The organism is Methanoculleus receptaculi (genome assembly GCF_033472595.1).
Classification (GTDB): Archaea; Halobacteriota; Methanomicrobia; order Methanomicrobiales; family Methanoculleaceae; genus Methanoculleus; species Methanoculleus receptaculi.
On sequence record NZ_CP137642.1, the window covers coordinates 837,319 to 849,284 of the forward strand.

At 58.7% G+C, this 11,966-nt stretch carries 9 protein-coding genes and 1 CRISPR repeat array (1 of these 10 running past the window's edge); of the genes, 2 read left to right on the forward strand and 7 right to left on the reverse strand.

What is annotated here, in order from left to right:
• A CRISPR array of direct repeats spans positions 1-1,461; the repeat unit is 32 nt; unit sequence GTCGCACCCTTCACGGGTGCGTGGATTGAAAT; it begins 7,163 nt to the left of the window's first position.
• 127 nt (positions 1,462-1,588) lie between these two features.
• Positions 1,589-2,524 (forward strand): DNA adenine methylase, encoded by a 936-nt coding sequence (locus R6Y96_RS04365; protein ID WP_318622309.1) that lies wholly within the window; start codon positions 1,589-1,591, stop codon positions 2,522-2,524.
• A 114-nt stretch (positions 2,525-2,638) separates the two neighbouring features.
• On the opposite strand, the gene R6Y96_RS04370 is transcribed toward R6Y96_RS04365, so the two are convergent.
• The 5 genes from R6Y96_RS04370 to R6Y96_RS04390 all read right to left on the reverse strand — a co-directional run bounded on the left by R6Y96_RS04370 (position 2,639) and on the right by R6Y96_RS04390 (position 9,521).
• Positions 2,639-4,408 carry a ribosome biogenesis/translation initiation ATPase RLI gene (locus R6Y96_RS04370; protein ID WP_318622310.1) on the reverse strand — a complete coding sequence of 590 codons (1,770 nt, stop codon included), beginning with the start codon at positions 4,406-4,408 and terminating at the stop codon, positions 2,639-2,641.
• Between the two features lie 6 nt (positions 4,409-4,414).
• Entirely contained in the window at positions 4,415-4,882 is a 468-nt protein-coding gene (locus R6Y96_RS04375) for an EMC6-like membrane protein (RefSeq protein ID WP_318622311.1), read from the reverse strand.
• Positions 4,883-5,326: 444 nt separating this feature from the next.
• Entirely contained in the window at positions 5,327-6,355 is a 1,029-nt protein-coding gene (locus tag R6Y96_RS04380) for an mRNA surveillance protein pelota (protein WP_318622313.1), read from the reverse strand.
• The gene (rqcH, locus tag R6Y96_RS04385; protein WP_318622315.1) at positions 6,352-8,250 is read right to left on the reverse strand and encodes a ribosome rescue protein RqcH; all 1,899 of its coding nucleotides are present in this window, start codon (positions 8,248-8,250) and stop codon (positions 6,352-6,354) included. The genes R6Y96_RS04380 and rqcH overlap by 4 nt, the downstream gene beginning before the upstream one ends.
• Positions 8,251-8,783: 533 nt before the next feature.
• Positions 8,784-9,521 (reverse strand): FKBP-type peptidyl-prolyl cis-trans isomerase, encoded by a 738-nt coding sequence (locus R6Y96_RS04390; RefSeq protein WP_318622316.1) that lies wholly within the window; start codon positions 9,519-9,521, stop codon positions 8,784-8,786.
• A gap of 105 nt (positions 9,522-9,626) precedes the next feature.
• Between R6Y96_RS04390 and cyaB the strand changes: the two genes are divergently transcribed.
• Positions 9,627-10,199, forward strand: a complete 573-nt coding sequence (gene cyaB, locus R6Y96_RS04395) for a class IV adenylate cyclase (RefSeq protein WP_318622317.1) — start codon at positions 9,627-9,629, stop codon at positions 10,197-10,199.
• Here cyaB and R6Y96_RS04400 read toward each other — a convergent pair.
• Both R6Y96_RS04400 and R6Y96_RS04405 read right to left on the reverse strand, forming a co-directional pair.
• Positions 10,189-10,830, reverse strand: coding sequence for a metallophosphoesterase family protein (locus R6Y96_RS04400; protein WP_318622318.1), 642 nt, complete (start codon positions 10,828-10,830; stop codon positions 10,189-10,191). The two genes, cyaB and R6Y96_RS04400, sit on opposite strands and share 11 nt — an antisense overlap.
• Positions 10,831-10,833: 3 nt before the next feature.
• Positions 10,834-11,946: a TIGR04013 family B12-binding domain/radical SAM domain-containing protein gene (locus R6Y96_RS04405; protein ID WP_318622319.1), complete on the reverse strand. Its 1,113-nt coding sequence runs from the start codon at positions 11,944-11,946 to the stop codon at positions 10,834-10,836.
• Positions 11,947-11,966: the final 20 nt, after the last annotated feature.

Genomic DNA, 11,966 nt, shown 5'->3' on the forward strand with positions numbered 1-11,966 from the left:
TTTTAACTCTATTATAAAATTCCAAAGCGAAAACGTCGCACCCTTCACGGGTGCGTGGATTGAAATTATACCAAAACTTGTCGTTATCTTTTTCTTTAAGTCGCACCCTTCACGGGTGCGTGGATTGAAATAAACATGACCGTGTGGTCGCTCATGAGGTATAGGACGTCGCACCCTTCACGGGTGCGTGGATTGAAATTCTAAAGCGCATAAAATCGTTGCTGAACCAGACAGTCGCACCCTTCACGGGTGCGTGGATTGAAATTCATTAGAGCCACATATTAGCGATATAGAGCACGTCGCACCCTTCACGGGTGCGTGGATTGAAATAATAACATACAAGTTTTATAACAAGTAATATTGTGTCGCACCCTTCACGGGTGCGTGGATTGAAATCTTTGAATTGGAGCCAGAGGAATTCTGGCGTATAAGTCGCACCCTTCACGGGTGCGTGGATTGAAATCGCTACCGGCACGGGATGTCCTATCCCAAGGGCAGTCGCACCCTTCACGGGTGCGTGGATTGAAATTTGCCTGGGTAGAAGGTACAAGAGCACCATCACAGTCGCACCCTTCACGGGTGCGTGGATTGAAATCTGCAAAACGGGCGGATGGACGGCAGCAACATGCAAGTCGCACCCTTCACGGGTGCGTGGATTGAAATTTGATGGACTATCGCTGCAAGACATTACAAAGTTGTCGCACCCTTCACGGGTGCGTGGATTGAAATTGTCTCCGGTTGGCGCGTACCAATAGTCGCACAGAGTCGCACCCTTCACGGGTGCGTGGATTGAAATTTGATGAACGAATACACCCGGAAACCCACGTTAAGTCGCACCCTTCACGGGTGCGTGGATTGAAATTTATCGACGAGGTCGAGAACACTATCGCTTACCAATGTCGCACCCTTCACGGGTGCGTGGATTGAAATTGTCTCCGGTTGGCGCGTACCAATAGTCGCACAGAGTCGCACCCTTCACGGGTGCGTGGATTGAAATTGTCTCCGGTTGGCGCGTACCAATAGTCGCACAGAGTCGCACCCTTCACGGGTGCGTGGATTGAAATTAGGTGAAACGGCAATTTCCGTTGAACAATCGGGTCGCACCCTTCACGGGTGCGTGGATTGAAATCTTTATTTCTATCCCCAATATTACAAGGTATCGAGGTCGCACCCTTCACGGGTGCGTGGATTGAAATAGAGTTTTGAATTTCCACGTAATCGAGCCTGGAAGGTCGCACCCTTCACGGGTGCGTGGATTGAAATCAGGAGGCCTGTGCCTTGACGACTGGTCACTGTAGTTGCACCCTTCACGGGTGCGTGGATTGAAATACCATCAACATCGCAGAGAAGTGTGCAAATTATGTCGCACCCTTCACGGGTGCGTGGATTGAAATTCATCAGTAACATCGCTGGCATCAATACACCGGACGTCGCACCCTTCACGGGTGCGTGGATTGAAATAAAATCCCGTTTGCCTCCCGCGGCTCCTGAAAACCTTCGTATCCTTTTTAGCCCTTGAACGCCGAGAACTATAGAGGGATGAATCAGGCGGTGTCAGGATTCGGCGCTGCCGCGGAGGCTTAACAGTATGAGGGTCTGCGATCCAAGGCCGTTTTTGAAGTGGGCTGGCGGAAAAGGCCAACTCCTGGGCGAGTTTGAGGCGCGGCTTCCGCGGGCGGTGAGAGAGGGCCGCGCCTCTGCATACGTTGAGCCGTTTGCAGGCGGAGGGGCCGTTTACTTCCATATCACCAGTAAATACGCTTTTGACGAGTGTCACATCTTTGATACCAACGAGGATCTCATCCTGGCCTACACGGTTGTCAGGAATGACGTTGACGACCTGATTGAGGTGTTGAGGGGTATGGAGACCACATACCTGAATTTAGACGCCAAAAAGCGAGAGGAGTTTTATTACACCGTCCGCCGCGAGTACAACAAAGAGAGATCCTCAATTCAGTTGAACAACTACAGCAAAGCATGGGTCCAGAGGGCTGCAGACCTCATATTCCTCAACAGAACCTGTTTTAACGGACTATTCAGGGTCAACTCAGAAGGCTCCTTCAATGTTCCGGCCGGCCGCTACAGGAACCCGAAGATACTGCACGAGGAACTGCTGCGAAGCGATTCTGAACTGCTTGAAAACACAGGAATACACCATGGCGACTTCTCATCGTGTGCCCCCTTTGTCGATGAGAAGACCTTCGTCTACTTCGACCCGCCGTACCGCCCCCTGAACCGGTCATCGAGTTTTACATCATACTCAAAAGGCGGGTTTGGTGACGATGAACAGCGGCGTCTTGCCGCGTTCTTCCGTGACCTGGACGCCAGGGGGGCGATGCTGATGCTCAGCAACTCCGACCCGAAAAATCAGGATCCCTCGGATAACTTCTTTGACGAACTTTACGCCGGATATTGCATCGAGAGGGTGCCCGCCCGGCGCATGATCAACTCCAATGCTGACCGGCGCGGGGAGATCAACGAGGTCATAATCACAAACTACAGACCCGCGATCACCGATCGGTAGATCCCCCTCCATCCTCGATCCAGAACTCCTTCCCTCATTCCCCAATGCGCCCGGCCGCACCCCTTCACAGACCGCCGTATCCTGGCGAGAGACGCCTGAGCGCCCCTCTACGCACTATTTTGATATCTCGGTGTAGTAATACTCACCAGCAGCGACCTGCTCGCGGTCAAGGAACGATCCCGGCTTGTTGATCCGCGGCCTCCCGCTCTTATCCCGGCGGAACGTGATCCCGAGCGCCTTAAGGAACCTGTTCATGCCCGGCGCCATATCAAACGGCCCGGCGGCCCTGCCCTCCGCCCCGGGGTTGCCTTCAAAGACCAGGATCCTGTCGCTGATCATATCGATGACGTAGATGTCGTGATCGATCACGAGCGTGCTCGCCTCCCGGACCTCGGCGTGCTTACGGATCATCCGGGAGATCCTCACCCGCTGCTCCACGTCCAGGTGGGCGCTCGGTTCGTCAAGTATGTATAGGTCAGCGTCGCGGGAGAGGCAGACTGCTATCGCCACCCGCTGGAGTTCGCCGCCGGAGAGGGTGTTCACCGGCGCCTGGAGCAGTTGCGAGAGGGAGAGCGGCTCCAGAATCTCGTGCTGGTAGTAGGATGTATCAAACTTCGTCGTCGTCTGGCGGAGGATCTCCTCGACCGTCGCCTCCGTATCCCCCTTCAGGTACTGCGGCTTGTAGGATATCCGCACCCTTTTGTCCATCGCCCCGGTGTCGGGCTCGATCACCCCGGCCAGGAGCCCTGCAAACGTGCTCTTCCCTATACCGTTTGCCCCGAGCACTCCCAGGACCTCCCCTTTGCGGATCTCCCCGCCCTCAACCGTGAGCGAGAACCGGCCGAACCGTTTGGTCATCGCCGGAAACTCAAGCAGCACCTCCCGGTTGGTTGCGGCGGTGTGCGCCCGGGTTTCAAACGCCACGGCGTATGCGCGGAACCTGACGTTCTCCTCCGGAAGGAACCCCTCAAGGTACTGGTTAATCCCAACCCGGACACCCTTCGGGTGTGTGATGACGCCAAAGACCGCCGGCTCACCGTAGGCGATGTGCACGGTGTCGGCGAGCATATCGAGTATGGCAAGGTCGTGCTCGACTATCACAACCGGGCGCTCCATCGCGAGCTCCCGGACCAGGTTTGCGGCAGCCATCCGCTGGTAGACGTCAAGATACGGTGTGATCTCATCCAGGAAGTAGAAATCAGCATCGCGGGCGAAACAGGCGGCAAGCGCCACCCGCTGGAGTTCGCCGCCGGAGAGGGTCGTGATCGGCCGGTCGAGGAGATTCGTGAGCGACAGCCGCCCGAGATAGTAGCCAAGTCTGCCGCGCTCATCGGTCGTCGCCAGGAGTTCACGAACCGAACCCGAGAAGACCTTCGGGATCTGGTCAACGTACTGCGGTTTCACCGCAACCTTCACACTCTTCTGCGATAGCAGTTTGAGGTAGTCGAAGAGTTCGGTCCCCTGGTAGAGGTCGAGGACGTCGTCCCAGGAGATCTCTTCTTCGTTCCTCCCGAGGTTTGGAACCAGCATCCCGGAGAGTATCTTGACCGATGTGCTCTTTCCTATACCGTTTGGCCCGAGGATGCCCGTGACCTTACCCTCGATCGGGATCGGAAGACCATAGAGAACAAAACCGTTCCTTCCGTAGCGGTGGACAGGCTGGTCAAGGTGCTCGGGGAGGTTGACTATATCGATGGCATCAAAAGGGCACTTCTTCACGCAGATGCCGCAGCCAACACATAGCTCCTCGGATATGACGGCTTTCTGGTCATCGCCTATGATGACGGTCTCATCGCCCGTCCTGACGCGCGGGCAGTAGATGATGCACTCTGTTCCGCACTTGACGGGATGGCATCTATCGCGGTGTACAACGGCAATACGCATGGATGATCACATAAGGACGGTTGTCGTGAGGAAGATCGTCCAGGTCATAAACCAGAGTGCAAACGTCACAAAACTCTGGTAGAACCAGTCTTTGGTGGAGAGTTCCATGTAATCGACGCCGATGAACATGAAGACATATTTCTGGAAGACAACGCCCGCAGCAAGGAGAAGTATACCGATAATAGCGTTCTCCTGAAGACCTGTTGCCGGGTCAGGTGTGCCTGAGAGGTAGAATGAGAGACCTCCGACCAGGATGCCCATGAAGCAGGCTACAAGCGTCCTTTTTATCCGATTCCTGTGCTCGACCTGTTTCTCGATACGGGTCTTCGGCCGTGTCTTATCGACCTCATCTCCTCCCGGTTTCTCGCTCATCGTGACACCCGTGCTGCGCCGCTCCTGGAGATGAGACTCCTCCCGTGACGGCGGGCTGACGATGGAAAACCGCCTTTCCGGGTCACTCTCCTGGATTGGCAAATTATTACAGTACTGGGAGTTCTCCGGTTATAAAAGTAGGTACCACCTTGCCGGCTGAGGCGGAGGGCATCAAACCACCACACACCTCCGTGGTTTGATAAAACCCCCTCCCGGCACGGGGAGAGAGACTGTACTCTGAGACGCGGAAGAAGAGAGGGGACGGCGATTCTCCATCGAAACCGTGCCGCAGGGTATGAGCAGTTCTCTGCCGCCAATGTAAACACCCTCCAGCAAAATCCTGTTTCCAGTTCCCTGCACCGCCATCGTGGAGCAGCCGCTGCGTGGGCATTCATCATCCAGGAGAGACGGGGCAGATCAAACCATGAGCAAACACGTCCGGCGGTCTCCGCGCATACTGTCGGGGTGGAGAGTTTTATGGCCTGTCTGCCTCCACCTTTTCCCTCAAACCGCCCCGACCTCCTCCGCCATGCCGTTATCCGGGCATCACTCGATCCTGTAGCGCAGGAGCGCCGCCATACCACCGATCGCCTCCAGGCGCTCTCCAGGCTCGAACTCGGTGCTCATCACCACTATCGTGGTGTTGATCTCCTCGGCCTGCTCGATGAGTGTTGCGGCCTCCTCATCCCGGAGCAGGGTGTCGGTGACCAGCACCGTCTCCGCGGCGCCGTATGTGACCGCTTTGCGGACATCCCTGATACCGTATGCAACGGCACCCCCGGTGGCGATCCGGAGCAGGACCTCCTCCATAAGCGTGACCTCCCTTCCAAGGTGGAGATCACCGAGCAGCCTCTCGATGACGCCCTGGCCGATGACCTCCTGCACAGCGCCCCGCCCGACCCGGCGCGTCTCGACGGCGGCCGTCCGCCCGGCGAGGTCGGGGTCGCGGGTCTTTACGTAACCCACGAACTCGTCCTTCACAAACCCGGGCCCCGCGACGACGAGAGGCCCGGTTACCCCCGCTACCGCCTCGAGCGTCTTCTCAAAGAGCGCCGATCGGCTGCTGCCGGTTCCGGCGCCCTTGCTGCTGCCGACTGTTACGGTGGTCACCCACTCCGGGCCGAACTGGCGGAGGCGGTAGACCTGGGCCTCGCCCTCCTCGATGCTCACGACGTGAACCACACCGTACTCGGAGGCGGCGACGGCGCGCCGGATCCGTTCACAGTCGACGGTGCGCCAGCGTTTTATGACCGAGATCTCAAACCCTGTCTCGAGATTCAGGGTGTGGTGTGCGGAGACGTCCACCCCGCTCTCGATGATGCCGGAGACCCGGAGACGGTTTGTGTGCTGGTGGAACTCCACTTTCTCGACGCGGATTCCGAGCCTGACCGGTCGTTTCTCGACCTTCTCGGGACGGATCTTATCGGTCGCCATCTCCACGCCGCGGAATGTCGTCGCAAAGACGAGATCCCCCGGCCGGATAAGGTGGGAGAGGTGCCAGAGGTCGTCGAGTGTCTCAGGGAAGAGACGGATCTCGCCAAACTGGTTCTTCATCTCACGGACTTCGGCCTTCATGACTCTATGAGATCGGATCCCCCCGGCGGGACGAAAGCAGCAACCGCCTCGGTGTTCAGGGCGTTCTTGAGCCCTTTCCACTCGTCCTCCGGGAGTTTGTCCCTGAGCGCCCGGACAACCTTCTTTGCCGTGTCGTTTGGCTCAAACTGCCCCGGACGGAGTTCGACCCAGACACTGGCACGCCCGGCGACGGCAGCAGGCGGACCGCCGATGACGGCGACCTCCGGCGAGACCTGAAGACCGATGGCTACGGCCAGGGGGACGTCCCTGAAGTACTGCCGTTCACCCCTGACGACGAAAGCGCCTCGTGCCACGTACTCCCCGGACTCGGCGGTCTTGCTCACCTGTTCGGGCCTGGCGGCATAGACGTCGGCGGTGAAATGCCCGGCCTTCCAGGCGTTGGAGTAGGATGCGGCGAACTGCGCGGCCTCGTCCATGCGTTCTGTCCTGCCCTTCACGATGACCACGCTCCCGCCATGGACATCGGCGTGGACGAAGAGGTCGCCGCCCTCCATGTACTTCCTGACGAGTTCCTCGTTCTGGGAGGCGTCCCGGCCGCCGATGACAAGGACACCGTCGCTGGTGACGAACCAGCGGAACCGGTGGTACCACCGCTTCTTCTGGAGGGGAGTATCCCGTTTTGGCCGCGGTCTCTCCGGGACCGCCCGCTCCATCGCCGCAACTGCACCTGCCCTCTTCTTCTTGAACTTCTTGATCTGGTCGTAGCAGCGGCCGATGTTCTGCTCGATACTCTCGTGGACGTAGACCTTCACCCGCTCCCCCTGGAGGTCGAGTTCCACCGCTGCCTCGGCGGGATGCACCGCGCAGACCATCTTCGCTGCCGGGTTGTCGCGGTTTGACCTGAGTATAGCCTCGATCTCCTGCCAGGAACGGGTTCTGCTTGCCTCATCGAGCGCCGCCAGGATCCCGGCAACCGTTGTGTAGTTCTCGTAGATCGCCTCCACTACGCGTTCGTAGCGCTCAATCTTCTTCTCAAACCCCCTGATCGCCTCGGCCTGGCGCTGCCGGATCACCTCTTCCCGGGAGAGGCGGGGTTTTCCAGGTGCAGTCTCTTCTTTCTCGCCGGCTGCCGGCGGGTAGAACTCATCCAGCGCCTCGCTGAATGTCGAGAACCTCTCGATAACCTCTTCTCCTGGTAGTATCACCGGCCAGCATCCCGTGGCCGTGATCACCGGCTCCCGGTGGCCTTCAGCATCGGCTATGAGATGGGCGAGCGCCTCCCTGACAGCCCCGGCATCGACATCCGCGGCAGGGGCGCTCTTATCCACCCCTGCCATCCGGCAGACCGCTTCGGCGTATGCGCCGCCGAGGAGACAGTCGACGGCGAGCGTCCGGACAATATCGCGGTCGGACGCAGCAAGCATCGCCTGGAACTCATCGGGGGAGAGGGTTGAGCAGTCAGGTCCTCCGGTGGCATATACCGCGCCGGGGACCACCTCCCGGCTCCTGAACCGGTGGTGCCATAGCGGTTTGATGATGGTATACCCCTCGTCGCAGAGGACGACGTTCCCCTCATCAAACAACTCAAAGATGAGGTGATAGGTCGTCTCCCTCTTCCCTATATCGAGGCATATCGCGCGTTCAAGCCCGAACTGATGTATGCCAAGCACCTTTCCGCCGTTCAGGTGCTTTCGAAGCAGCATCGCAAACCCTGGAGGGTGTTTTGGGGGTGTCGGGAACTCCGCGGTGAAATGAGCCCGTCTCCCGGCCTCCACGATCAGCAGGTATTTTGCCCGGTCCTCGCCGTTCAACCTGATGCCCAGGGTCTTTGCGTCGAACTGGTAGATCTTGCCGACCCAGAGAGGGAGGCGTTCGGAGGCCTCCCCAACGAGAGCCCGGAGGTCGATCCCGCTCATACCCTGTAGTGTCGCCATTGATTCAGAATAGGTACGGCCCGCCACCTAAATAAGGACACGGCCGGGCCGGGGAGGCAGGGGTTGCCAAAACCCATGCCCTCAGGCCGGGCTCAGGTTTGATGAACCTTGCCATGGACGGGCTTACGGGTTCGGGGGTCTACCCCCTCCCGGCGAAGAGAGTCTCCTGTGGACAGGGTGAAACGTGGGCGGGGGCGTCCCCTCCCCCGCTGGCGATACCCCATCGACGCAGCGTCCGTGGAGGCGACAAACCCTGGATCGTCTCATTCCTGTTCCAGGCACGGCGCCATCGCCGATCACCGCGCACTTGCCAAAACCCCCCTCGCACTGTGGTCGGCGAAAGAGGTTCAACACGAGTGATCCGGGGCGCCGGGGAACTGGTTTGGCAACTCCCCCCCTCAATACCTGGAAACGTGGAGAGTAATCGTTGATTTGATGGCTTCCCGGGGGCAGGGGATGAGCGGCGCCATCGCCGGGACAGTTACCCACCAGTGCAAAACCCTTCAAAAAAGCAAATTACAGGAGCGGAGAATTTACTCCTCCGACTCCCTGCTCTCTTCCATCTCAGCAGTCTCAGTCTTTTCTATCTCTGGCTCCAGCTCGGTCGAGGGCGGGCGGGTGAACGTCTCCTTCATGACGACCTTGCTGACCTCAGGATAGTATTCGAAGACCTGGCTGATCAGATTCCCCCGCCAGACCATCCAGCGCCGGTCATAGATGATATCATGAGGCAGCTCGAGTTCGACCGTCCCATCGGTGATCCTGAGATCGATATCGTTCCGGCGGGCGAAGATCCTGATGAGACCCCTGATCTGCTCCGCCTGATCCTCGACCTTCTCGAGTATGCTGTAGGTGTAGTGCACGCTCTTCCCGGCGAAGGGATGGTTGAAGTCAACGACCGCGCGCCTCCCTATGACGCTGATGACCACACCCTCCCTGCCTTCGATGCTGACCCGCATCCCGGGTTCGGGCTTCTCGCGGAACTGCGTGACCGGGAAAGACCTCACCTCGTTCTCGTCGTGCTCTCCGAACGCCTTCTCGGGCGGGATCTCGACCTCCCCTTCCGTGCCAACCTCCTTTCCGATCAGTTCCTCTTCAAGACCGGCAAGGATGTGGCGGCTTCCAAGGCGGATGGTTACCGGGCCGTATTCCGCCATCTGATTGTAGATATCCTCTTCCTTTGCAATCTCCTCATCTGTAGTATCAAAAACGTCTCCACCGATACGCCCGGTGTATCTGATCCTGACAAAATCTCCTTCCTGAACTGCCATTTCCATTCACCATGGTTAGTTGGTGCACAGCAGCCTCCCGCTGCGGCATTCCCGCAGCGGTGCACCGCGCACTCCTGTCACATTGTTCCATTTCATTAGGATGGAATGGTATATATCATCATTCCAGAGAGCAAACCTGATGCGAGGGTTATGCTAGAGGTGGAGGCAAAGTTTGCGGTCAGGGGTCTCGATGCCATCAGGTCCCGGCTGGAGGCGATGGGAGCGCGAAAGGGCAGGAGAGAACAGGAGCGGGACGTCTATTACAACGCTCCGCACCGCGATTTCGGAGAGACCGATGAAGCGCTGCGGGTCCGGTACGATGATACCGGAGTCACCCTGACCTACAAAGGCCCGAAGGTTCGTGTTGGCGGCGCAAAGGCCCGGGAAGAGCATAACCTGGTGGTGAACTCCGGCGAGACCCTCGAGACGATGCTCTCCAGCCTTGGATTCCGGCGCGCAGCCACTGTCTCCAAGACGCGCGAGTTCTACTATATGGGAGGTGTGACCATAACACTCGACACCGTCGAGGGACTCGGGACGTTCATCGAGATCGAGATCCTGACCGAAGACGGTAGAGACGATGCCGCCGCAAGGATTGGTGCGATTGCAAAAGAGGTGGGTGTAGATGGTCCACCGATCTACACCTCGTATCTTGAGATGCTGCTGTTCAAACGCTGATCAGATCAATACGGATCTCTTTTGGCTCATTCCCGAAACGGATGAGAGCGCCGTATCCATCCGATGCAGGTCCCGGGTTGACGATGGTGACACCGTCTGCCGTGGTGATCCCCCGTGCCTCATGGATGTGGGCGCAGCAGACCAGGTCGAAACCGGTCATGTGCTTTCTTATGCTCTGGCTGCCGACGTGGTTCGCGCCGACGGTGTCCAGCGTCTTGTATGGCGGCGCATGGCTGATCAGGACGTTGTGAACGTTCCGCTCCATGTACCTGACAATCCGCCCCAGTTCTTTATCGATCTCTTCTTCCGTCAGTTCAAACGGTGTGTCAAAGGGGGTCTTGTTCGAGCCCCCCAGCCCGGCGAATGTTACCTTGCCAAGGGAGATCCAGGAGTTATGCAGACAGACCGCATCCGAACGCTCGAGCACGTCGACGATCTCGCGGGGATCGCAGTTGCCTGGTATTGCAAAACATGGCACCTCGAAGGAGGAGAGTAATGACTCTACAGGTTCAAGTGGACCGAAATTGGTTATGTCACCAGCGATTATGACCGCATCGTAGTCGTAGCCAAGAAAAGCGTCAACTTTTCCGTAGTTTCCGTGCAGATCTGCTAGGAGGAGCACATCCATCATGCTCTATAGATGAGGAGTGTGTCTAAAAAACCTTATCTCATGATCCATCCACGAGCCGGTTATTCTGCCATCGAGCGCCAGTTTTCCAAGGACGCTCTCGGTCTCCGGAAGGAGCGGCCGGGGGCGGGCGTTTGAGAGCGGTGTCCCCGGCAGCGGCATGAAGTAGTGGATATGCGCCTTCCCGGCCCGCGTCACCTCCCTCACCAGGTCGAGCGTTGCGCGCTGGTCATCATCGGTCTCAAATGGCAGCCCCAGGATGAAATCGACGACCGGAACGAGCCCGTATTCGCGGCAGAGGTCGACGGCGGAAAGGACGTCCTGGACCGTATGCCCCCGGTGCAGACGGCGCAGCACCGCATCACTCCCCGACTGCGCCCCAAAGTGAAGACGGGTGTTGGCGCAGTGGCCGGTCACGAGTTCAAGGGACTCTCGCGAGACGCACTCCGGGCGCACCTCGCCCGGAAATGTGCCAAAGAAGACCCGCCGACCATCGAGTTGCCGGAGGAGCCGTTCTACCCTGTCAAGCCGCAGATGGATGCCGTCAGAGCCGTAGGCAAAGGCGTTCGGGGCTACGAACCGGATATCCCGGTAGCGCGAGGCGTAGCGGACGATCTCGTCGATGGAGCGGTGGCGCATACACCGCCCGAAGAGGCGCGGCGTCTGGCAGTAGCCGCAGGAGAATGGGCATCCCCTCGTTATCTCGACAAAACCCTTGATACGCGAGAAGGGCGGGTAACCGTCGAGGAGAACGGTGTGTTGTGCAGGGGTGTAGCCCGCAGAGGTGGCAACCCCTGGAGGAGCGTTCCGCCCATCCTCGATGGCGGCAAGAAGCGCCGGGAGGGTGTACTCGCCCTCCCCGACGACGACGTAATCGGCGTATTCGGCCACCTCACGGTAGCAGGCGGAGGCATGAGGCCCGCCGACAATCGTTATACAGTCTGCGCCGGCGATCTCATCACGGTAGACGCGCTCGTTGATAGAGTTCAGGCTGTAGATGGTGACGTCCGGCCGGGGGCCGTCCGCCACATCGAGTTCGTAGCCGTGCACCTCGCACGCCGCAGCAAGCGCGGCGAGGGTGTTCCTCGCCTGGGGGATGTATCGCCAGTATACCCTCATATCACGGGTTTTGCGGGCGT

Coding starts and splice junctions, on each gene's coding strand:
- R6Y96_RS04365 (WP_318622309.1), top strand. CDS start 1,589: ATGAGGGTCTGCGATCCAAGGCCGTTTTTGAAGTGGGCTGGCGGAAAA.
- R6Y96_RS04370 (WP_318622310.1), bottom strand. CDS start 4,408: ATGCGTATTGCCGTTGTACACCGCGATAGATGCCATCCCGTCAAGTGC.
- R6Y96_RS04380 (WP_318622313.1), bottom strand. CDS start 6,355: ATGAAGGCCGAAGTCCGTGAGATGAAGAACCAGTTTGGCGAGATCCGT.
- rqcH (WP_318622315.1), bottom strand. CDS start 8,250: ATGGCGACACTACAGGGTATGAGCGGGATCGACCTCCGGGCTCTCGTT.
- R6Y96_RS04390 (WP_318622316.1), bottom strand. CDS start 9,521: ATGGCAGTTCAGGAAGGAGATTTTGTCAGGATCAGATACACCGGGCGT.
- cyaB (WP_318622317.1), top strand. CDS start 9,627: ATGGTATATATCATCATTCCAGAGAGCAAACCTGATGCGAGGGTTATG.
- R6Y96_RS04400 (WP_318622318.1), bottom strand. CDS start 10,830: ATGATGGATGTGCTCCTCCTAGCAGATCTGCACGGAAACTACGGAAAA.
- R6Y96_RS04405 (WP_318622319.1), bottom strand. CDS start 11,946: ATGAGGGTATACTGGCGATACATCCCCCAGGCGAGGAACACCCTCGCC.